General features: G+C 63.9%; 22 protein-coding genes and 2 pseudogenes. 9 read left to right on the top strand and 15 right to left on the bottom strand.

Annotated elements, in window-relative coordinates:
• Nucleotides 1–64: 64 nt before the first annotated feature.
• Both ACOYYX_RS12695 and nuoB read right to left on the bottom strand, forming a co-directional pair.
• Nucleotides 65–1,150, bottom strand: a complete 1,086-nt coding sequence (locus ACOYYX_RS12695; protein WP_422931621.1) for an NADH-quinone oxidoreductase subunit D — start codon at nucleotides 1,148–1,150, stop codon at nucleotides 65–67.
• A gap of 285 nt (nucleotides 1,151–1,435) precedes the next feature.
• Nucleotides 1,436–2,632 (bottom strand): annotated as a pseudogene (gene nuoB / locus ACOYYX_RS12690) (NADH-quinone oxidoreductase subunit NuoB); the annotation flags it as partial.
• 268 nt (nucleotides 2,633–2,900) lie between these two features.
• Here nuoB and ACOYYX_RS12685 point away from each other — a divergent pair.
• Nucleotides 2,901–3,086, top strand: a complete 186-nt coding sequence (locus tag ACOYYX_RS12685) for a hypothetical protein (RefSeq protein ID WP_422930270.1) — start codon at nucleotides 2,901–2,903, stop codon at nucleotides 3,084–3,086.
• Nucleotides 3,087–3,181: 95 nt separating this feature from the next.
• On the opposite strand, the gene ACOYYX_RS12680 is transcribed toward ACOYYX_RS12685, so the two are convergent.
• A complete protein-coding gene (locus ACOYYX_RS12680) occupies nucleotides 3,182–3,829 on the bottom strand; it encodes a 3-keto-disaccharide hydrolase (protein WP_422930269.1) in 648 nt (215 codons plus the stop codon).
• Between the two features lie 836 nt (nucleotides 3,830–4,665).
• Between ACOYYX_RS12680 and ACOYYX_RS12675 the strand changes: the two genes are divergently transcribed.
• Nucleotides 4,666–6,033, top strand: a complete 1,368-nt coding sequence (locus ACOYYX_RS12675) for a transposase (RefSeq protein WP_422930268.1) — start codon at nucleotides 4,666–4,668, stop codon at nucleotides 6,031–6,033.
• Here ACOYYX_RS12675 and ACOYYX_RS12670 read toward each other — a convergent pair.
• Both ACOYYX_RS12670 and ACOYYX_RS12665 read right to left on the bottom strand, forming a co-directional pair.
• Nucleotides 5,915–6,685, bottom strand: coding sequence for a hypothetical protein (locus tag ACOYYX_RS12670; RefSeq protein WP_422930267.1), 771 nt, complete (start codon nucleotides 6,683–6,685; stop codon nucleotides 5,915–5,917). The genes ACOYYX_RS12675 and ACOYYX_RS12670 overlap by 119 nt on opposite strands.
• 373 nt (nucleotides 6,686–7,058) lie before the next feature.
• Nucleotides 7,059–7,193: pseudogene (locus ACOYYX_RS12665) on the bottom strand (hypothetical protein); the annotation flags it as partial.
• 723 nt (nucleotides 7,194–7,916) lie between these two features.
• Here ACOYYX_RS12665 and ACOYYX_RS12660 point away from each other — a divergent pair.
• On the top strand, nucleotides 7,917–8,342 hold the full coding sequence (locus tag ACOYYX_RS12660) for a response regulator transcription factor (protein WP_422930266.1): 426 nt from the start codon (nucleotides 7,917–7,919) through the stop codon (nucleotides 8,340–8,342).
• A gap of 147 nt (nucleotides 8,343–8,489) precedes the next feature.
• The gene (locus tag ACOYYX_RS12655; protein ID WP_422930265.1) at nucleotides 8,490–9,011 is read left to right on the top strand and encodes a hypothetical protein; all 522 of its coding nucleotides are present in this window, start codon (nucleotides 8,490–8,492) and stop codon (nucleotides 9,009–9,011) included.
• A 275-nt stretch (nucleotides 9,012–9,286) separates the two neighbouring features.
• Here ACOYYX_RS12655 and ACOYYX_RS12650 read toward each other — a convergent pair whose 3' ends face one another.
• A complete protein-coding gene (locus tag ACOYYX_RS12650) occupies nucleotides 9,287–9,466 on the bottom strand; it encodes a hypothetical protein (RefSeq protein WP_422930264.1) in 180 nt (59 codons plus the stop codon).
• Between the two features lie 80 nt (nucleotides 9,467–9,546).
• The gene (locus ACOYYX_RS12645) at nucleotides 9,547–10,626 is read right to left on the bottom strand and encodes a hypothetical protein (RefSeq protein ID WP_422930263.1); all 1,080 of its coding nucleotides are present in this window, start codon (nucleotides 10,624–10,626) and stop codon (nucleotides 9,547–9,549) included.
• 448 nt (nucleotides 10,627–11,074) lie between these two features.
• Here ACOYYX_RS12645 and ACOYYX_RS12640 point away from each other — a divergent pair, with 448 nt between their 5' ends.
• From ACOYYX_RS12640 to ACOYYX_RS12625, 4 genes are read left to right on the top strand one after another with little or no spacing between them, the layout of a single operon-like run.
• Nucleotides 11,075–11,548, top strand: coding sequence for a recombinase family protein (locus tag ACOYYX_RS12640; protein ID WP_422930262.1), 474 nt, complete (start codon nucleotides 11,075–11,077; stop codon nucleotides 11,546–11,548).
• 32 nt (nucleotides 11,549–11,580) lie between these two features.
• Nucleotides 11,581–12,219: a recombinase family protein gene (locus ACOYYX_RS12635; RefSeq protein WP_422930261.1), complete on the top strand. Its 639-nt coding sequence runs from the start codon at nucleotides 11,581–11,583 to the stop codon at nucleotides 12,217–12,219.
• Nucleotides 12,162–12,932, top strand: coding sequence for a hypothetical protein (locus tag ACOYYX_RS12630; protein WP_422930260.1), 771 nt, complete (start codon nucleotides 12,162–12,164; stop codon nucleotides 12,930–12,932). The genes ACOYYX_RS12635 and ACOYYX_RS12630 overlap by 58 nt, the downstream gene beginning before the upstream one ends.
• Before the next feature lie 8 nt (nucleotides 12,933–12,940).
• On the top strand, nucleotides 12,941–13,234 hold the full coding sequence (locus ACOYYX_RS12625) for a hypothetical protein (protein ID WP_422923321.1): 294 nt from the start codon (nucleotides 12,941–12,943) through the stop codon (nucleotides 13,232–13,234).
• Between the two features lie 64 nt (nucleotides 13,235–13,298).
• On the opposite strand, the gene ACOYYX_RS12620 is transcribed toward ACOYYX_RS12625, so the two are convergent.
• The 8 genes from ACOYYX_RS12620 to ACOYYX_RS12585 all read right to left on the bottom strand — a co-directional run bounded on the left by ACOYYX_RS12620 (nucleotide 13,299) and on the right by ACOYYX_RS12585 (nucleotide 19,462).
• Entirely contained in the window at nucleotides 13,299–13,952 is a 654-nt protein-coding gene (locus tag ACOYYX_RS12620) for a recombinase family protein (protein WP_422931620.1), read from the bottom strand.
• Nucleotides 13,952–14,227, bottom strand: coding sequence for a hypothetical protein (locus tag ACOYYX_RS12615; RefSeq protein ID WP_422930259.1), 276 nt, complete (start codon nucleotides 14,225–14,227; stop codon nucleotides 13,952–13,954). The genes ACOYYX_RS12620 and ACOYYX_RS12615 overlap by 1 nt, the downstream gene beginning before the upstream one ends.
• Before the next feature lie 231 nt (nucleotides 14,228–14,458).
• Nucleotides 14,459–14,620, bottom strand: coding sequence for a transposase (locus tag ACOYYX_RS12610; RefSeq protein WP_422930258.1), 162 nt, complete (start codon nucleotides 14,618–14,620; stop codon nucleotides 14,459–14,461).
• Between the two features lie 115 nt (nucleotides 14,621–14,735).
• A complete protein-coding gene (locus ACOYYX_RS12605; protein WP_422930257.1) occupies nucleotides 14,736–14,921 on the bottom strand; it encodes a hypothetical protein in 186 nt (61 codons plus the stop codon).
• A 38-nt stretch (nucleotides 14,922–14,959) separates the two neighbouring features.
• Nucleotides 14,960–15,334: an IS630 transposase-related protein gene (locus ACOYYX_RS12600; RefSeq protein ID WP_422930256.1), complete on the bottom strand. Its 375-nt coding sequence runs from the start codon at nucleotides 15,332–15,334 to the stop codon at nucleotides 14,960–14,962.
• A 543-nt stretch (nucleotides 15,335–15,877) separates the two neighbouring features.
• Nucleotides 15,878–16,987, bottom strand: a complete 1,110-nt coding sequence (locus tag ACOYYX_RS12595) for a DUF1559 domain-containing protein (protein ID WP_422930255.1) — start codon at nucleotides 16,985–16,987, stop codon at nucleotides 15,878–15,880.
• A 162-nt stretch (nucleotides 16,988–17,149) separates the two neighbouring features.
• Nucleotides 17,150–17,356 (bottom strand): hypothetical protein, encoded by a 207-nt coding sequence (locus tag ACOYYX_RS12590; RefSeq protein ID WP_422930254.1) that lies wholly within the window; start codon nucleotides 17,354–17,356, stop codon nucleotides 17,150–17,152.
• A gap of 906 nt (nucleotides 17,357–18,262) precedes the next feature.
• Entirely contained in the window at nucleotides 18,263–19,462 is a 1,200-nt protein-coding gene (locus tag ACOYYX_RS12585) for a carboxylate-amine ligase (RefSeq protein WP_422930253.1), read from the bottom strand.
• Nucleotides 19,463–19,897: 435 nt separating this feature from the next.
• On the opposite strand from ACOYYX_RS12585, the gene ACOYYX_RS12580 reads away from it, so the two are divergent.
• Nucleotides 19,898–20,746, top strand: coding sequence for a class II glutamine amidotransferase (locus ACOYYX_RS12580; protein ID WP_422930252.1), 849 nt, complete (start codon nucleotides 19,898–19,900; stop codon nucleotides 20,744–20,746).
• Nucleotides 20,747–20,831: the final 85 nt, after the last annotated feature.

Here is a 20,831-nt window from a genome sequence, read left to right as displayed (position 1 = left end):
GCCTTATCCGAGGGGGAGGAACCGAACCTGAATGCCAAGCTTCCAAGCATGAGCAGAGGCCCGGTCAACGATCGACCTCGCCGAGCACGATGTCGAGGCTGCCGAGGATGCCCACGACGTCGGCGATGGTATGCCCGAGGCACATCGACTCGAGCGCCGTCAGGTTGATGAAGCTCGGGCTCCGCACGTGGTAGCGATAGGCCGACGACGACCCGTCCGCGACGACGTAGAAGCCCAGCTCCCCCTTCGGGTTCTCGACCCGCGAATACGCCTCGCCCGCCGGGACCTTGATCTGATAGCTCTTCCTGCCGGCGAGGATCGGGCCCTCTTCGGGCAAGCCTACCAGGGCCTGCTTAAGGATCTTGACGCTCTCGCGCATCTCCTGGAGCCGCACGTAGTAGCGGTCGTAGAGGTCGCCATTCTTGCCGGTGACGACGTTGAACTCGAAGCGGTCGTAGATGCTGTAAGGCGCCGCCCGCCTGATGTCGTAGTCGACTCCAGAGGCCCTCAGCACGGGCCCGGCCGTGGAGTAGGCGACCGCCTGCTCGGCCGTCAGGACGCCGATCCCGAGGCAGCGGTCGAGCACGATCTCGTTGCCCGAGAGGTAGCGGTCGAGCTCGTCGATCCTGGCGTCGAGCCGGTTGAAGACCATGCCTTTGCAGCGCTCGACCCACCCCTTGGGCAGGTCGAAGGCGACGCCCCCGAACCGGAAGTAGTTGCACATCATCCGGCTGCCCGACGCCCACTCGAAGAGGTCGAGGATCAGCTCCCGCTCCTCGATCGCGTACAGGGCAGGGGTGAAGAAGGCGCCGAGGTCGTTGAGCAGGAACCCGATCGACCACATATGGCTGGCGATCCGCGTTAGCTCGGCCATGATGACCCGGATGTACTCGGCGCGTTCAGGGGGCTTTGCGTCGTCCCCCATGAGCTGCTCGACGGCCAGGGCATAACCGAAGTTATTCCCCATGCTCGTGAGGTAGTCGAGCCGGTCGGTGAACGGGAAGTTCATCAGGAACGTGTTCCGCTCGCCGATCTTCTCGTGGTTCCGGTGCATGTAGCCCATGACCGGCTTGAGCCCGACGATCGTCTCGCCGTCGACCCGCAGGTTGACCCGGAAGACGCCGTGCGTGCTCGGGTGCTGCGGCCCCATGCTGATGACGAACTGGTCGGTCGAGAGCTCGCTCAACTCGACGCCGCCGGGGACGAGCCCCTTCCCCTTGGGGTCGTCGCCCCTCGAGAGCGAGGCCCAATCCTTGAAGTCGCGGGGGACCTTCAGGTTCGTGCCGTACGGGTTGAGCTCCTCGGCGCGGTGGTGCTGGCCGTCCTCAACGCGGCTGTCAAGAACCTTGGTGGGGCCTTCGTAATAGGGCTCGAGGAAATCCTTGCGGAGTGGGTAATAGGCATACCCCTCCCACATCAGGATCCTGGCGAGCGACGGGTGCCCGGCGAACCGGACCCCCATCATGTCGAAGACCTCGCGCTCCTGAAAGTCGGCCCCCGGCCAGACGGAGACCACCGAGGGGACCTCTCCTTCCCCTTCCGCCTCCGCCGTGCGGACCCGGAGCTCGATCAAGGACCCCGGCTTCGACGTGCTGTCGAGCTGGTAGTTGACCTCGATGCCGTCCGAGTAATGGACGCTCTGCAGGCTCGCGAGGTAGTCGTAGCGGATCGGGTTGCTGTCGCGGAGGTAGCGGGCGACCTCGACCAGGCGCTCGGGCTTGACGAGCAGACCGGCCTGGATGATCGAGACCGCAGCGTCCTTCAGCGTCTCGTTGATCCGGGCCGCCAGCTCCTGCAAACCGGCATCTCCGAGCCAGACGAGCGAGGGCCGAGCCTCCGCCCGCTTCACCTTCTTGGCGGGCTTGGGCTTCGCGCCTGGGGTTGCGGGCTCGGGCGCCGGGGCAGGTTCCGACATCTCGGCCTGGGGCGCCGGGATCTTGCTCGGCTTCTCGAGCGTCGCTTCGCGGGCCTCGACGAGCCCCTGCGCGGTCCGTTCGGCGGTCAGCTCGACGAGCCGGAGGTCGATCAGGTCGGGGCCGAGGACCGGCACGGGGACGTCGCGCTCGACGTCGTCGCGATACCAGGGGGCGTGCCGGAGGCGTTCGCCGTCGATCTTCTTCTGGAGCGTGATGAGGCCGTTCAGGAGGGCCTGGGGGGTCGGCGGGCAGCCGGGGACGTAGACGTCAACCGGCAGGAATTTGTCGATCCCCGAGACGACGTTGTACCCTTCCTTGAAGGGCCCGCCGCCGCTGGCGCAGGCGCCCATCGCGATGACGTATTTCGGCTCCGGCATCTGGTCGTAGAGCCGGGCGATCATGGGCATCATCGTCTTGGTGACGGTGCCCGAGACGATCATCACGTCGGCCTGCCGCGGGGAGCCCCGGAAGACCTCGGCGCCGAACCGCGCGATATCGAACCGGCTCGAGGCCGTGCAGATCATCTCGATCGCGCAGCAGGCCAGGCCGAAGCCGAGCGGCCAGAGGCTCGAGCGCCTCCCCCAGTTGTAGACCGTGTCGACGATCCCCAGCAGCTTGTCCCAGTTCGTCACGAGGACGTGCTGCTCGAGTTCCTTCTGCAGGATCGGATCGATCGCGACCGTCCATTCGGGCCGCGAGACCGTCGGTGTCGTCATCGTGCCTGCATCCCCCGCGATTCCGGCAGTCCGGGTCGAGGCCCACGCCCGGTAGAGCCGAGAATTCCGAGCATCTCGCTAACTGACCCTGAATCGGTGGGACCAGACCACGGATCGACACCGATCCTACACGTACTCAGGACCTTACGCCAGTGGGAATTCGGGCGAGCGGGGATGTTCCCGCCGGGCACCGGCCGAATGTCGCCACTCGCAGGCCAGGGTGGATTGCCGCGTTCCAATTCGCAAGCCCGCCGATCAGAATGGAGCGATGACGCGAACCGGATTTCAGTTGAGCCTGGCGGGATTGCTCGGCCTGATTGTGTGCGTTGCGCTCAATATCTGGCTCTTCCGCTTCGGCGCCCTCGTCGGGATCATCGGCCTGAATCTCTCGAAGCATCTCGTGATCGCGTATCTCTGCCAGGTGGTGGGCGTCGACCGCCGCAAGCGGCCGTGACCGCCCGGCGTTACCCATCTCGGCCCCGAAATGAAACGGACCCCGCCCGATCAGGGGCAGGGTCCGATCGTGTGTCGGTTCGAGGCCCGCGAGCCTTACTTCAGTTCCTTGATGGAGATGTTCCGGAACTTCACCGGATCCGAGTGGGACTGGAGGCCGACGTAGCCGTCAGCCCGCAGGATACCCGGGTGTGCCTTGGCGGCGTCACTGTGCTCGCTGAGGTCGGCGTCCACGATGGTGGTGCCGTTCAACTTGACGGTGATCTTCGACCCTTTGGCGGTGATCTCCATCTGGTTCCATTCGCCGGGTGCCTTGGTGTGGCCGCGCTTGGCGGCGACGACGCCGTAGACCGAGCCGGTGTACTGGAACGGCTTCAGGGTCTTGTACTGATCATCGTCGTCGTCGAGGACCTGCAGCTCCATCCCGCTGTAGGCGGGGTCGCCCGAGTGCGGCGAGCGGATGAAGACGCCCGAGTTGCCGCCTTTTTCCACGCGGAATTCGAGCTTCAGGGTGAAATCCTTGTACACCTTGTCGGTGCTCAGCCAGCCACCCCCCTGCCCCTTCGTCACGAGCAGGCCGTCCTGCACGAGCCAGTTGCCCGCGCTGCTGTTGACCGGGGTCCATCCTTGCAAGCTCTTGCCGTCGAACAGGGAGACAAATCCCTCGTCTTCCGCCTGCGCCGTGGCGGCGAAGCCCGCCACCGAGAAAACTGCCGCGAGAGCCAAAGCCAAAGCGTGTCTCATGCACCGATTCCTTGCCGTCTGGATGGAACGCGGTCCGCCCTGAACCGAGGGGGGCGAACCCAGTCGACTAGCCGAATTGTGCCACGCCCCACCCGCCAGTGCCAGGGTGAGCCGGCCGTTTGGAGAATCCCAAGAGCCGCAAGCCCCGGAGAGCTCCCAGGCCAAGCCCTGTCGCGGCATCTCGTCGATCCGGAAGACGCCAGACTCGACGAAGCCGAGTGCCACAGCAGATGCACAACCGACAGTCCATGACAGCCGTCGAATCCGTTCTGGGTCTTGCCGAATCATGTGTATGCAAAGCTAGACTTGGATTAGAGTCAGGAGACTTCAGATTTCCTACATGCGATTGACCATCCTGAACTCGAAATCACTGATGATATTATGTTGTGTACCAATACCTTTCGACCAGTTCCATGATTCGATGGCGGTCCAAAAAGATGACTGAGCCAATCACCCCTCTAGGAATTTTGGAAGCGATTTTTTCGCGAGCGTTTTCGGTGTAGACACCGCTAATCGCAATTACGAACGTTGACACATAAAACTGTTCCGTCATCCCTAGTTCAAGATATGGCATCGAAAAGGCGTCATTTAGCTGCCCGATGAGCTCGTCAATCTGAGAATTTACCCCGCCGCTAATGTTACCGGCCTTTGCTTGAAGCCCATAGTGTCTCTGATTGCCGAACGGTGTCGCTTCTGTGAACGTGAAATCTTTGCCATATTCCGAGACTTCTCGCTGATCCCGACAGGAGTCCGGTCGCCGTAAGAGGCTCTTGACAAGAGGAGATAGGGCCTGCGTGCTTGTGGGTGATTACCCGTCCCACAGGAGCACGCAGGTCATGGCGACCCGAAGGCCCCACGTCCGTACCATACCCCTGAGTTGCGCCCCGAGCCAGGCTCCATGCCCCACGTGCGGCAAGCGGGGGCGCCGCAAGCAGGTCCTCCGGCGCCTCGTCCGGACCCTCGCCTACAAGCAGGTCGTCTTCCTCGACATCACTTACGGCGAGTATCGCGCCCGCTGCGGCTGCTGCAGCACCTTCCGCACCTGCCCCCCGGGCGTCGAACCTAAGGCCGCCTACGACCACAAGGTCCGAGAGGCGGTCCTCGACCGGATCCTCGACGACGGCATGAGCGTCGAGCGCGTCATCGCCTCGATGCGCCGCGACTTCCTCCTGGACCTCTCCGACGGCTTTGTCTACGACTGCCTCGACCGCAGGGTCCGCGGCCTCGACATGGCCGAGCATCGCCGCTGGATCCTGACCCGGTTCAGCGGTACGCTCTGCGTCGACGAGCTCCACCTGGGCCGATCGACGCTCCTGCTGGCCACCGACCCGCTCCAGGACCTGCCCGTGGCCTTCGCCGTCGTCGCCGGCGACGATCGCGACCACATGCGGCGGTTCCTCAAGGACCTCAAGTGGTGGGGGCTGTTGCCGCAGGTGGTGGTGACCGACGGCTCAAACCTCTATCCGACCCTGCTGGCGGAACTCTGGCCGGCGGCCCGCCATCAGTTGTGCGTCTTCCACGTCCTGAAGGACCTGCATCAGCGCGTCCTGGACGCGGTGCGTCGGATGCGGCGGGGGCTCTCCCGCCGCGGCAACCGAGGCCGCAAGCGGAAGCCGGGCCGGCCCCGGCGCCGGTCGCGGCGGCGCCTGACGAACAAGGAGAAATCGGCCTTCGTCTTCAAGCATCGCTGGCTGATCGTGAAGCGCCGCGAGGGGATGAGCGCCGGGGAGCGGGCGGACCTGGAGACGATGCTGAGCTATCTGCCGGAGCTGAAGACGTTGCGGGACTTCGTGGACCGTCTCACGATGCTATTCGAGGAGGGGCAGACGGAGGAGCTGGCCCGGGGCCGGCATGCGGCGCTCCTGGGGAATCCCCGCTTCCAGAAGGTCCCCGAGCTGTCGTCGGCGATGGGGATGCTCCCCGACGAGAAGTTCGCCAAGATGATCGCGTTCCTGAAGGACCCGGCGTGCCGCCGGGTGCGGACGAACAATCATGTCGAGCGCGTCAACCGGCAGCTCCGGCATGAGGAGAAAGCGCGGTACAAGTGGCGGGAGCGTCGGACGATCGTGCGGTTCCTGGTCCTGCTCATGGACCGTCGCTACAAGCGCGAGAGGGCGATACGAAGTCGGTGGCATGGCGATCCGGGGCCGAGCGGAGATGATGGATGCTCACCAAAGGCGGTGCCCAGGGGGCGAGTGGCGTGACGCGAGGGCCAAGGACTGTCGGGATCAGCGAGAAGTGTCCATATTCCCGACGTCCGTGCGTGTATCGAACGAGAAGAAACCCCATGCGTCGGAGAAGTGGCAGCAGCACTTCTTGGCAGAAAAGCTCTTCGTCACTCTCGTAAGCAGTCTTCCATTCTAGCCCCCCAAGTGCGATTTCTGCAGCTTTCATCAATCGCATCAAGTCACTCGCCGCGAGTTTGATAGCCTGCGAAACAGGGTCTCCAAAGGACACCAATCTACGAATCGTAATTCCCTTCCAATCGTCCTCAATCTCGAATCCTTCGACTGAGAGATTATCAAAATGAACTGCCTGTTTATTTATAGAATTTATCATTGATGCAAGCCCGTAGCGTCCTTCCCAATACTTGTTAGGCGTTTGGCAGTCAAAATCTAAAGCAATTCCTCCGTCATGACTCGTGAGACGTAGCTCATGGAAGAAATACGTTCCAAACCCTTCCGCACTCTGAATCTGAATCGTCAACTTTTCTGGGAAGTCTGAAATGGAGACGTTTTCTAGGTCGGATAGCTCGCATTCCACGAGAACGTAGTCTTCTCCTGAGTCCAACAGGCCAATTTCCCTGCCATTGATGAGAACCGTGTATTCGTTTTTCGTCTCGATTAGCTCAATCATGTACCGGTACTCCTTGGCGAGCCTCTGAGGGATAACAACTGTCGGTGAATCGAACAGGTAGAAGTCGACATGCTCGGTAACATGCGGTTGGCGCAGTCTTTCAAGTTAAGCGAAGATGTGAGTTCCCTGCCATCTCCACAGAGTATCGTCGACGGAAAGCGGCCACACAATCGGCACAAACAGCCATCACTGTGGCTACTACGTACATAAAGGTCATTATCGGGCGGCCACACGCGATCAGATGTCGACTCGATCGACCTCATCGAATGGAATCAGGTCGTTGATTCTGTTGTCGATCCTGGTGATGTTGATATCGGTGTGCGGCCATGTCTAGGGTCTTCATATTGTCTCCACCTTTGTCGCGAACGCTCGCTCAAGGCTTGTGCGGGCCGAACAGGATGAGGGCGGCTCCGACGAGGCAGACGACGGCACCCCCGATATCCCAGAGGTCGGGCCGCACGCCTTCAACCAGCCAGAGCCAGACGACGGAGGACAGGATGTAGACGCCACGTTCTGGGACTGACGCCGCATTAGCCGCAACTTCTCGGGGAATACCCCGGTCTGCCACAATAGCCGGACTGGCTAGCCATGGACGAGGTGTCGCCATGACCTGGAGTCTCGCCGAGGTGAAGAACCGATTTGACGAGGTCGTGAACCTCGCGCTGACGGAGGGCCCGCAGACGATCACCGTCGGAACGATGCGGTGGTCCTCCTCTCGGCTGAGATGTATGCGGAGTTGACCGGGCAGCGTCAGAGCTTTTTAGACTACCTCAAGAGTGGCCCCTCCCTCGAAGGACTCGACCTGGAACGCGACCATAGCCCGATGAGGAATGTCGAGCTGTGAAGATTCTCCCCGCCCCCCGCACTCTGGCCGAGTTGCAGAGGGCCTCTCCGAACGGGACGTCGTCGCGGCCATGCGGGCAATCCCCGAGGCTCGCCACTTTGTGAGCGTCCACTCGATCGGCGAGATCGTCGACCGACCAGGCAGGATTCCTCGCAGCATCCTCACGAAAAGCAAATCGGAGCCTCACAGGCCTTTAGGTCGGGTCCTACCCCTCGAACGGTCGCGGGCCGTCCAACGCAAAAGCGTCGGCTTACGTACAGTCATCCGGGGAGGCCCTCTTTTTCGAGTGGGCGCGAATCGCGACCCCGGCTAGGATACGGGCCGTCCCACGCCGAATCGACGTTGATCGCGGCATCTATTGGGGTCGGGGTCTCATCTCAGGAGGAGATGATGGGGACAAACCTGCAAGGATCGCTCCTACTCGTGGAAGACGAGCACCTGCTCCGCGGCCTCGTCGCCCAGTTCCTGCGCGGAGAGGGATACGAGGTCACCGAGGCCGCCGACGGCGCAGAGGGGGTCGCGAGATTCGCGGACTCCGGCCCGTTCGACCTCCTCCTGGTCGACCTGAACCTGCCGATCTTCTCGGGGGTCGAAGTCTGCCGCCAGATCCGCGAGCAGAAGCCCGATCAGCGGGTCATGATCTGCAGCGCGGCGATCGTCGGCGACCATGAGCGCGACCTCGTCGCCATGGGGATCGAGCACTACCTCACGAAGCCGTATCATCCGGACGACCTGCTCGCCCACATCTGCCTGGAAATCCAGGGCGGATCGCCGCAGGCCGAGTCCTCCTCGCTCCAACTCCGTGCCGTTTAAGGGACCTGGAAAAAAGCCGAGGCCCACCAACGCGCTAGGCATCCTCCCCGACATTGAGTAGGATGTCCTGGAGAATGAGCCCGGGGACGACTGCGCCTCGGGCTCGCGTACGAACCCTTTCCGAACCTCGCATCGAAGGACGGTTTCATGGCTGGGAAACCGCTGAATCGCCTGGAACTTCGCCGTCAGAACGACGCTGCCGAACCGCTCGATCCCATGGAGGACGAGTCGGAAGACCTGATCGACGACGCTGATGATGATGACGGGCAAGAACGGAAGCCTAAGCGACGCGCCAAGGCCCCGGCCAAGTCCAAGGCCAAGTCCTCCAAGCCGGCCAAGCCCACCGCCCGCATGCGGATCGTCTGGGTCGTGACCAACGACGCCTTCAAGCCCGTCGGCACCTTCGACTACTCGCAACGCGAAGCCGCCGAGGCCCGCGCCGCCGAGCTGACCGCCAAGGGCAAGGGCACCCACTTCATCCAGAAGGTGAAGGAGCCCATGCCCGACAACGCCCCCGGCCTCGGCGCCTCCATCCCTCGTCCCGCCCCGGCCCCGGCCGCCGTCGCCGCCGTCGCCGCCTCGACTATCGAGGACGAAGAGGATATTGAGGACGAAGAAGACAACGATTCCGACATGGACGACGAACCGGAAAGCGACGACGACGAATAAGCCTTCTCCAAGGCGATCGTTCGGGACCTCGAGGCCAGGAAACTCGAGGTCCACTCTCCCTATCTGCCCGCGAGCCATTCGGCCAGCACCTCTCCATCCTCGATCACGATCGCCTTGTCTTGACCTCGGTGGAGCTTCCTCACCTGTCATCCCTTGCGCCACTTCTGGGATGTATGACGAGCATTGCAGAACTCGCCAATCCCCCCTCTTGCCCCTCAGTTCCAACCTTTCTGCCTCTCCCAATACCCGTAAAAACGCGTGCTTTCAAAATCCCATTAGACCAATTTCCTTTTGGATCCGCCCTTTATTTGACCTGCTCCGTACCCACTGTGGCCATACCAGCCCGCGATATCGCTCGCCACGATCGTGCGGAGGGCATCGCCCATCGCACCGATCAGCGTACCTACCGTCCGCGCCTTGGCCGGGCGCAGCGCCTGCTTGAGCTTCGAGAACATCTCCTCGATGTACCAGCCATAATGCCTTCCAAGTGAGCGGTAGGGCGGCCCGGCTCGTGGTGAGCCGGGCCGCCGCTAGTCTACCGCCCCGGACGGCCCTTGGGCTTGGACAATTCCGACAGCCGATCCTTGGTCGCCCAGGTCCTCGCCAGGGCGAGGAGTTCTCGGAGGCGGTCCAACTCGGGCGCGTCGGCCCAGATCACGTGATGCCCCCGGGCGTCGCGGCTCGAGGTCACCCAGCCGGCTCGGATCCACCTCCGCACCGTATCCCGGCCGATCTCCAACCGACGCGCCAGTGCCCCGGGCCGATACTCGTCAGGGCCCAGGCCCGTCGGGCTCCCGTGGGGCTTGCGATGGGTCAGTTCGAGGCGGCATAGGAGCCGTTGCACCATCCCGCGGTTGAAGCGATCGGCCCGCTTCGGGGGCCGGAAGCCTTCCTCGTTGAGGCGATCGGCGATCTCCGCGGTGCTCAGCCCCTCGGAGCACCAGGCCCGCATCCTCCCGATCATCCGGGGATAGTCGGACCGGAGGTCGTAACGCCTCACCGGCCGGGATAGGGCATGCGACTCGACCGGCCCGCCGGCCCAATGCAACTCGACGTCCACCCGCTCGCTGGCCTTGTCGACGACGACGCTCACCCGCTCGATCAGGAGCCGGGCGATCCGCTGCCTCTCGGCCGGCATGGTCGTGGCCGCCCGCCACACCGCAGGCAGATCGCCCGCGAGGCTGCGGATCACCCGCTCGTCGTCGGGCGAGAGCCGACCGGGGGCCGTCCGTCGCCATCGCTCGTACTCGTCCCCGAGACGCCTCCGCTCCTTCAGCGATCCCTCCCAGCGACGCTCCAGCTCGCGCCCGACCAGGCGATTCTCCGGCTCGCAGGCCTGATACTGACGGGCCGCTCGATCGACCTCATAATCGGCCCGCTCTCGGCGCAGTTGCCAGTGCCGGGCCAGTTCGGCCCGCTCTCGTTCCACGGCGGTCACCGCCGCCAGGCTCGCCTCCAACGCCGCCGGCTCGACGGCCGCCAGGACCCGGCCGGCCACCAGTTCGTCGAGCACCGGGCCGGGGAGGCCCTGGCAGAGCGGCTCCCCATAGCCCGTGGGGCCACGAGTACAGGTGTAAGCGTGAAGATCCTTCGGTCCCGAGTAGAGCACGATCATCCGCCGCCCGCATCGCCCGCATCGCAGCAACCCGGCGAGCAGCGAGTGCCCTTGTCGCGGCGCGCCCGGTCGGCCCTGGCGTGCCCGATTGGCCTCGAGCCGCTCCTGATTGGCCCGGAATCGATCCCAGAAGTAGCAGACGGACTCCCACCGAAGTCACACCTCGCGGACCATCCTCGGACCTGCCCATAATCGGGCTCGCGGCGCTGCTCAGTCTCGTCGAATGGATCGAAGGGCGCCGGATCAAGTCCCGACAGGGAGGCCCCTCATGCGACGATCATCGGGCGAAAGTGTCCCCCCCCGCGCCGGACAGGGCCGAGGGCGTTCCCGCCGCCGGGCCGGCTCTGGCTGGCCCTGACCGACGACCGGCGGCAGCGGACGCTCCGGGCGCTCAGCCGCGTCATGGCCCATCAACTCGCGGCACCGCCGGCCGGAAGAGAGGTGGCACATGATGAGCCATGACCCGTCCGCCGGTGCCCCGGGCGGCCTGCCTGCGGCCGCCCGGGGTCGGCGATCGCCCAAGATCCGAGACCGGCATCTGGACCTCCTGGCGGTCATCTACATCCGCCAGTCCAGCCCGCAGCAGGTGCTCGACCATAAGGAGTCGCGAGAGAGACAATATGAGCTGGTCGGCCAGGCACTGGCCCTGGGGTGGCCCGCCGATCGGGTCCTGGTCATCGATGACGACCAGGGTCGGAGCGCCAGGGAGCCCGACCGACGGCGCGGATTCCAACGGCTGCTCGCCGAGGTCACGATGGATCACGTCGGCCTGGTCCTGGGCCTGGAGATGAGCCGCCTCTCCCGGACGTCCAGGAGTGGCACCACCTGCTCGAGGTCTGCGCCCTCTTCGGGACGCTCCTGGCCGATCAGGACGGCGTCTATGACGCCAACGACACCAACGACAGGCTCCTGCTCGGCCTGAAGGGGACCATCAGCGAATTCGAGCTCATTACCATGAGGAATCGATTGGATCGAGGCCGGCTCCATAAGGCCGAGCGCGGAGAGCTGTTCTCCAAGGTCCCTTGCGGGTACGTCAAGCTGCCATCCGGCGAGCTGGCCTTCGACCCCGACGAGCAGGCCCGCGACGTCGTGCGCCTGATCTTCGACAAGTTCGATGAAATCGGTTCGATCTATGGCGTGTTCCATTATCTGGTCCGGAACGGCATCCGCCTGGGGATGCGAGCTCAGGGAGGGGCACTCCGCGGCCAATTGACCTGGCGTCGTCCCGTGCTGCCGACGCTGAACCAGATGTTGCACAACCCGACCTACGCCGGGGCCTATGCCTACGGGCGTCGCCGGGACGAGCCGAGGGCGAAGGCGGCGGGCGGCCACGGACGAGGGCAACGGTGGCTGCCGATCTCGGAGTGGAAGGTGTTACTGAAGGACCGCCTCCCGGCGTACATCGGCTGGGATCGATACCTGGCGAACCTCCGACGCCTCGAGCAGAACCGCTCGGTCGCCGGCTCGCCGGGCGCGCGCGCGGGGGCGTTGCTCTGCTGGCGGGGCTGGTGGCCTGCGGCACCTGCGGCCACCGGATGCACTCCACCTATCCGAGCAAGTCCGCCGCATATTATTCGTGCGAACAACACCTGAAGGTGGGCACGGGGCCGAGGTGCCACGGCCTGAGGACGACGCCGGTCGATGACCTCGTGGCGCGCCAGGTCCTTCGCGCCCTGGAGCCCGCGGCGCTGGAGCTGAGCCTCCAGGCGGCCCGGGACGTCCGTCAGGAACGCGACCGCCTCCACCGCCACTGGGTGCAACAACTGGAGCGGGCGCGTTATGAATCGGGGCGTGCCGAGCGGCAGTACCACGCGGTCGAGCCGGAGAACCGCCTCGTCGCCCGGACGTTGGAGCGTCGCTGGGAGGAGGCATTGAGCGATCAACGTCGGCTCGAAGAAGAATATGACCGATACCGACGGGACCGGCCTGCCGAGCTGAGCGGCGACGAGCTCGCCCGGATCGCCGCGTTGTCCCGCGACATCCCGTCGCTGTGGGAGGCCCCGTCGACGACGCCCGCCGAGCGGAAGGAGATCGTCCGCCTGCTGGTCGAGCGGGTCGTCGTCCATGTCCGCAAAGACAGCGAATATGTAAACGTGGAAATAGAATGGAATGGCGGCTCCAAGAGTCGCCACGAGGTCATCCGCCCGGTCCAGCTCCACGAGCACCTTCGCGACCACGCCCGATTATTCGAGCGGCTCGCCCGGTTGCGCCGCGAGGGATTCACGGCGGGCCAGATCGCGGCCCGGCTCAATGAGGAAGGCCTCCGGCCGCCGAAGGCGGCCGGGGCTACACGGCGATGTCCGTGAGGAAGCTGATGTCGCGCCGCGGGTTGAGCGACGGCGGGAAGGACGAGGGGCGACTGGGGAAGGACGAATGGTGGGTGTCCGGCCTGGCGCGAGAGCTCGGCGTGTCGGGCGGGAAGCTTCGCGACTGGGCGGGCCGGGGTTGGTTACATGCCCGGCGAGTCTCGGCCCACGGGCCGTGGATCATCCGGGCCGATCGGAGGGAGAGGGAGCGACTGCGGAAGCTCATGGCCCACTCGAGACGCGGGGCGGTCGCCTACCCCGCTGCGATGACCGGGCCGATCTCGAAGGGAAAGCGGCGATGATTCGCCGGATTGGACACCACGGCCCTCCGCCGAGGAGGGTCGACGACGCGTGAAGATGGAGGCATTATGGCTGCAACATCCAGGCGATGTAGGCCGGCAGTCGGTCGCGGATCAGCACCAGGCACTCCTCCGGCCGGCGGTTCTTCCTGCCGGTGGCCGGCCGGCCCGGCCGCTTGTGCCGCGGGTCGACCTGCCGGTGGCCGAACCGGTAAGCCCCGGCGTAGCTCGGGTGATGCATCAGGTTCGAGAGCGTCGTCCGGTTCGGTCGCCGCCATTCGAGTTCGCCCCGGTTCGGGCCGGAATTGGACCGTACCGGGATGCGGATCCCGTGACGGACCAGGTAGCGGAGCAGGCCGTGCAGGGTCGCCTCCCGATCGAATCGGTCGAAGATCAGCCGGACGGTGGCCTGCACCCGCTCGTCGGGGTCGATGGCCCACTCGCCCGTGGCGAGCCGGACGTAGCCGAGCGGGGGCACGCCCATCAGCGCCCCGCGGCGGGCCTTGTTGAGCTTGCCCTGATACATGCGTTCCTTGAGCACGTGAAGCTCCGCCTCGCTCATCATGCCGTGCAGGCCGAGCAGGAGCCTGTCGTTGTGGTCGGCCGGGTCGTAGACCGCCTCGGCGTCGGCCAGCAGCACGCGGAAGCGGGCGCAGAGCTCCAGGAGCTGGTGCCAGTCCCGGTTGGAGCGGGCCAGGCGGCTCATCTCCAGGCCGAGGATCAGCCCGACGTGATCGAGGGCGACCTCGGCCAGGAGCCGCTGGAATCCTGGGCGCCCTCGATCGACTGGCCGCTCTTGCCCAGGTCTTCGTCGATGATGGTGATGCGATCGGCCGCCCATCCGAGGTGTGCTGCCCTGTCGGCGAGGGCGTACTGACGCGCGGTGGACTCCTGATGGTCGCTCACCTGCTGGGGCGTGGATTGGCGGACGTAGACGAATGCCGAGCGGTCGAGGTGCCAGGGCCTGAGCTTGGGCGAGCGGAGAGGATCATTCATGACCGGCCTCCTCGCCGCGAGTGGCCGCCAGGAGCCTGGCCAGGAGCTGCCCGAGTAGGTCTCGGAGCTGTCGCTGCCGCTCCTCCGGCAGTCGGGCCCAGACGGTCGGCGTGATCGCCGGCGGGCAAGGGGCGGTCGTCAGGGGCGGGGGGGAACGATGCGTCGGGCGGCGGCGGCCATGTCATCCCTCCGGGGGTCTCGGCCAGGTGCTGTCGGCACCACGCGGCCAGCTCAAGCAACCGGGCGAAGTCGATGGTAACCGGCGTCGGTGGCCGCGCACCACCCGTCGCTTGAGGTGGAGTCTGCCTGGTCCTTCTCGATCGGGTTGTATTCCGGGCTGTACGCCGGCAGATAGCGGACCTCGGCGCCGGCCGCCTCGATCAGCCGCCTCACCGCCTACGCCTTGTGGCAGGACAGGTTGTCCATCACCACGATGTCCCCGGGCCTCAGCGCCGGCGCCAGGCAGGCCTCCACGTAGGACTCGAAGCAGGCACCGTCCATCGCCCCGTCAAAGCCCAGGCAGGCCGACTCGGGCACGCCATCGAGGCGGATCGCCCGTCAGCGTCACCACCTTCCAGTGGCCGTGCGGGGCCGGGCCGTCGACCCGTACGCCGCTGGGGGAGCGCCTGTGGGTCCGGTCCGACGCCGTCGAGGAGCCCGTCTCATCCACGAACACCAACCGGGACGGGTCCACCGCGGCGAATTCCTCGCGCCAGGCCTCCCGCAGCGCCCTCAGCCCCGGCCGGTCTTGCTCGGCCGCCCGGCGGGACTTTTTTTCCGCGTGATCCCCTCGCGCTTCAGGGCGCGATGCACGATCGAGGGGCTGCACTCGACGCCCGCGGCCTGGGCCAGTTCCTCGAGGGTGGCGTCGGGGTCCGCCTTGACCGCCTCGCGGAGCCTATGGGCCGCGGCGGCGTCGAAGGCCGGGAAGCAGCCGCCGCCGTGGGACCTCGGGGCGATCGAGCCGGTCTCGCGTCGCAGGCGGACCAGGTCGCGGATCCACAAGACGCTGACCGAGAACCGCTCGGCGATCTCGGCCCGCATGGCATCCCCGGCGTCGTGGGCCGCCATGACCCGCTCGCGCCGGTCCATCGAATAGGTCTCCATCTCATCTGCCCTCCTGGCATCGATGCTACAACCGTGCAAGGAGACAAAGTCAAAAGGAAGTTGATCTATCACCTCAGGATCGACCAGACGCCCTCCATGGTGTTGACGTAGACTTCATGGAAAACGATGCCGGTCAAGTCGTCGAAGCGCCGAAGGACTTGGCGTCGTCGAAGAGATCCTGGATGCTCACCATGACGAGGGCTCGCAGTTCCGATCGCGACGGCGGTCAAGGATGTACAAGGCCCTCAATCTCGCCGAATCTGAACGACGAACGCATCATCACCCCGGAATTCGTATTGATCCACACATGTTATAATGATGGCGATCCATTCACTCGGTTGAGACCTGGCCTCTGTCGGCGTGACAACTGAGGACAGTACCGCAGGCCAAGGCCGCGAATCATCCTACCGCACAGCGGCTTACTCGAACCAAAAACAAATTTTAACTTTACGGCATATATAAACGCGAGCCGGCGAGATCGCTCGATCCCGCCGGCTCGCGTTTCGTTTTACAACCGATGAGCCTATGCGATGCGAATCGAGCTCAATACGAATCGGCGCTGATGACTTCGCCGCCATTCCTGGTCGATAGGGCCTGATAGACCGCGGCCTGCGTCGTGCATCCCATCGAGTAGTTGTTGCCGTCGAACGTGAATCCGACGGGGTAATTCCCGTTGGAGGTCAGGGGCCAGGTGGCGATCGTGTCCTTGAGGAACTTCACCGATCCATCGGCGAAGGCATGGTTGGCACCGCCGGGGTGGAAGCTGTTCGCCGTCCCTGCGATGATCGGCACGCCGACGTAAGAGTTCTGATAGATCGTCTGAAGCCCATCGTTTTGCGAAGCCCCGACATTGGGGAGCCGTTTCTGGGCGTTGATGCCGTAGGCCGTGCAGAAAGTGCCCGACTCCCCGGCGGTCCACCCGCACCACGACCAGAGGCCGTAGCTACTCTGGAGATTCTGAGGCAAGAGCCCGACGGCCGTCTCGCTGAAGGCGATCGTGTTGCTGGCCCCGTCGACGATGTCGGCGACGGTGGTCGAGCTCCAGTAGCCGTAGATCCCGTTGCAAGCCGCCTTCGCCGCGGCCTGGCCGGAGGTGAAACCGTTCGGGGGATTCTGGCCGAGGTCGTTGTTCGGGAACGTCCCCATGCAGGCGCGATAGCTGCCGTGCGCCGGGGAGATGCCGAACATGATGTAAAGGCCAGGGATGCCGGCGCCCGACTGCGTCGGGGTGGCGGTCGCCGCGGCCGCGTCACTCGGGCAGATGTAGGAGTTGATGCTCGACACGACGATCGTGAAATTGGGCCCGTCGTAGACGGCCACGCTGAAGTTATAAGCGTTGTTGAACCCGTTCTGCTCCATGTAGGGGAGCATGTCGACCATCACGCTCTGGCTGCCCAGGGGAGCGTAGACCACGCCGGGGGACTGATACATCCCCATGGCGAAGCAACGGTTGGAACTCTCATAGTTGGCCGCGGCCAGGCCGAGCTGCTTCAGGTTGTTGACGCACTGGGCGCGCCGGGCGGCCTCGCGGGCCGACTGCACGGCCGGGAGGAGCAAGGCAATCAACACCGCGATGATCGCGATGACGACCAGGAGCTCGATGAGGGTGAAGCCTCTACGGCGAGGCCCGAATTGAGCAGTCTGATTGAACATGTAACAATTCCTGGGTTGGGAGAAATCAGACGATGAGATATAAGACAGAACGACTCGGAGTCGAGCGAGACGATCCCAGCAGGAATGACATTGAGGTGGGGAGGACATCCGACGGGGAGCGTGCAGTTGAGCCGGGAAGGCCACCGGGACGCCGATTCGGGCTCATTTGCCGATCGGCTGGGCCTTGGCCATCCCTTTCCCGGTTTTCTTGAGCGACTTCATCGCTTCTCGTTGCAAGGCCTCTTGATCCGCGGGGCCCAGGTTCGTCGGCGTGGAGCTGCTCGACGTTGTCGAGGATCCGCAACCGATCGGCGACACGAGCAGCAGGGCGATCAGTGCCGCCAGCACAGATCCGCGAAAAGCTCTCATCACTCTCCCTCCATTACTCGGGACGTGGTCATCCTCAACCCGAAGCCCGAAGGTTTCCGAATGATCAACGTCCAGGCGTATGATATCTTCAACTGATTTACGTCCCAGGGCGTCCGGGCAGGCCAAGACCTGGAGTCGGACGACTGCGGAATGGAGATGAAGCTGGACGATTGGGGCGTCAGCTTCTGGCAGGCGACCTTGAATGTCGACGGCCGGGTGGCCATCGTCTTGCATTTGATAAAAGGTCGTTCTGTGCGCAGTTCATGAACCTGTCTCGATATTCTCAAGACAGCAAGGAGCGAGGTGAGCGGCCGGAGGTCGGGAGAGGAGGTCCGGCCGAGCAGTCCTGCAGATTCTTACAAACTTAAGGACACCCTCACTATCTCTGAATCCGTTCACGCTCCCGATTTCAGGACAAAAAAAATTTCCGATTCCTGGAACTTAACATTTGTATTTAATATCGCGTTGATCGCTTCGCCCCATATCGAACGTCTCTCCCGCCCAGCACGCTAATTCCCTCGGCGAAGAGCGTAACTCCGGGGGAACCCGAATGCGTGGATGGGCGAATGACGGCTTGAGGAATTCATGAGGCCTTTCTGCGGACGATTCACTAGGAACTCATCTTCCCGACGGCCATCGCCAACAAGAACGATCACATCTCGCGACATTTCCTTGAACTCTTCACCATCGCCATCCAAAACACCAACAGGAAGTAGCCTGTGAAGTCGTCGATCGAGCCGCAGAGATGGGGATTGGTGGCTTCGTGCAATGAGTTGACCTCCTTGATGTCAATCAGCAAGTGCTTGACGGGGTTACGCTACGAGAATCAAAAGAAAATGCCTCCCTGAAAGGCTTGCCCCCCCAGGAAGGCTCATGCAAAGCGACTCATCCGACCTCGAAAATCGCTCAATACGAAAGCATCGGGACGGAGGGAGTTACGACCCTGGGCCTTCGCGATTCGATCCATCGATTCGACGCTAGAAGGTTCAGGCCCCTGCTCGCCCAATCAGCCTGGTAGCGGGCGACGTCAACGAGGTTGCCGGTTCGCTCGAATTCGGCGAGTTGCTGCTCGGCTCCGATCGGCTGCCGAGCCATGGTGCCTGCGTATGCGAGCCATCCATCGCAGTGAAGTTCGACGGCTGTCGCCTCGAGTTCGTGAACCAGCTGTTCGAGGACATCCCTCGCCGACTGCGTTTGCGAGGTGTTGAGATCGGCGAACATCGCGTCAAGGCCATGGCGGGCAGCTCGCCAGCGGTTCTGGTCGAGGATCAGGGATTCGCATTCCTCGTCGGCGTGCGAGTAAGCGTCGGCTTGCACGATCCGATGGACGAGGCACTGGATCAGGGCCACGATCCCGAGGGTTGTCGGGAGATCCGCCGGCATGTCGCAGACGCGGACCTCGACGGTGCCGAGGCTCGCGTTCGGACGCAAATCCCACCATAGTTCTTTGGGGGTCTGAATCATCCCGCAAGAACTGAGCCGGTCGACCAGTGCCTCGAAATGGGCCCAAGAGCCCATCGCCGGGGGCGGGCCGCTCACGGGAGAGGTGGCCATGATTTCAGTCCGGTGCGAGAGCAAGCCCGTGGCCCTGCCGCACCAAAACGGGCTATTCGCCGAGAGGGCGAGGAGGCCGGGGATATACTCGCGAAGGCCGTCGCAAACTTTGATGGCCTCGTCGCCCGAGGGGACGCCGACGTGGACGTGGAGGCCGAAGGTCACCTGACGGCAAAGCGTCTCGCGATATTGCTCGACGAGTTCCTTGTAACGCGGGGTCTGTACGACCTCCTGGTCGCGCCAGTGGGAAAACGGGTGCGTGCCGCCCCAAGCCAGGCGGACCCCCGCGCACCTGGCCGCCCTGTCGAGTTCGGCGATCCGAGGCTCGAGGTCGCGACGGACTTCGTCGACGTCCGCACAGACGTCGCTATTGATTTCGAGGCAACTGCGATAGAACTCGGGTTTGACCGAGTCGAGGGCGGATGAAGGAAGCGCCGCGAAGACGTCGTCGACCGCGTTGGAAAGGGCCATGGATTCGGCGTCGACGAGTTGAAACTCCAGTTCCACACCGAGACTGGGCCTGAAATTGCCTCGGAACGTCTCGAGACTCATGGGTTTCTCTTCTATTGGGCGATGATGGAGCCGGCCTCTCGTTGCGCATGTCGCGACAACGAGGGTTCCTCTTGGAAAGGCTCTCGGATCTCGCGAGGCCAGCCTATGGCCTCACCTTGTTTCAGCGCCGAGCTCGCATGCCCGGCGTCCTGAGTCGCACGAACCACATCAAGCGATAGGTTCGCAAGTCCTGCGCCATTCTTGCGGCCAGACGACTCATGAGTGCATGCCAAATCGTTAACGTTTTTTTTCCCAGGATTCGCCGAAATACCCATCTTCGGGCGATGGTAACGCGGGGATTGCGACCGCTTCTCGCGAATCTGGCCTCGTATTCGCTGGAACTTTCGTGATCAGGTTACGCGTCAAGGCTCGCTTCATGATGGCACGGGTCATACGCAACGTGGTTGGATCGATGGGCACGGGAGTACACATCTGATGTGTGAACTGCTGGGGCTTTCGTTCGAGAAGCCGATCTCAGCCTCAGTGACGTTCAAGGAGTTCTCCTCGGGCGACCAGGACAATGCCGACGGTTGGGGTGTCTGCTGGTATCCCGACCAATCCCTGGCCATCGTCAAGGAACCGAGGAAATGGCGAGAGAGCCATTACGCTCAGTTCCTTTGCGATTACCCCGGTGTGGAGAGCCGGATCCTGATGGCGCACATCCGCCACAAGACGCGAGGGGGATCGCCCAGTCACGCAGACACCCATCCGTTCGGCCGGGAACTGGGGGGTCGCGAGTACGTCTTCGCACACAACGGCACGCTTGACGAGCGCGTCTGGGGTCTCCCGCTCGGCCCGGCCCGACCGCTCGGTGCGACCGATTCCGAGCAAGTTTTCTGCCACATCCTGCATGAAATCGCCGAGCGCGGAATCGGCCTCGATGGCGAGACCGACTGGCGCTGGCTTCAAGAACTGGTCGGCGAACTCAACAAGCTCGGCCATCTGAATTTCCTGATGTCCGACGGGACCCGCCTCTTCTGCTACCACGACATCGGCGGCTGGAAGGGCCTCCATTTCCGGAAGGTACGCATCAACGACACGACCGTCCGCCACTTCGAGGACGAGTCGCTCTCGCTCAACATCGAGGGAGATTTCTTCAACCGAGGCCTCGTCATCGCCTCGCGCCCGCTCAGCCAGGCCACCTGGCACCCTTTCCACAAGGGGCAGTTCATGGTCATGGAAGCCGGGATGATCCGCTACTCGAGCCACCGCAACGGCGCCGACGGTGCCCCGCTCGAAGTGATGGCTTTCGGCGGAAATGGTCAATCGGAGCGGGGTACGTGATCCTGATTTCTCCGAGCCTTGATTGAGCCCCATCTTGGCCCAACTCGAAGGAATTTTCCGCCGACTTATCGGGTTCGATTCTTGG

This window comes from Singulisphaera chitinilytica, assembly GCF_049331405.1.
GTDB lineage: Bacteria > Planctomycetota > Planctomycetia > Isosphaerales > Isosphaeraceae > PoT.
Note: the sequence above shows the minus strand (reverse complement) of the source record. Positions and strands in the feature narration are given on the sequence as shown.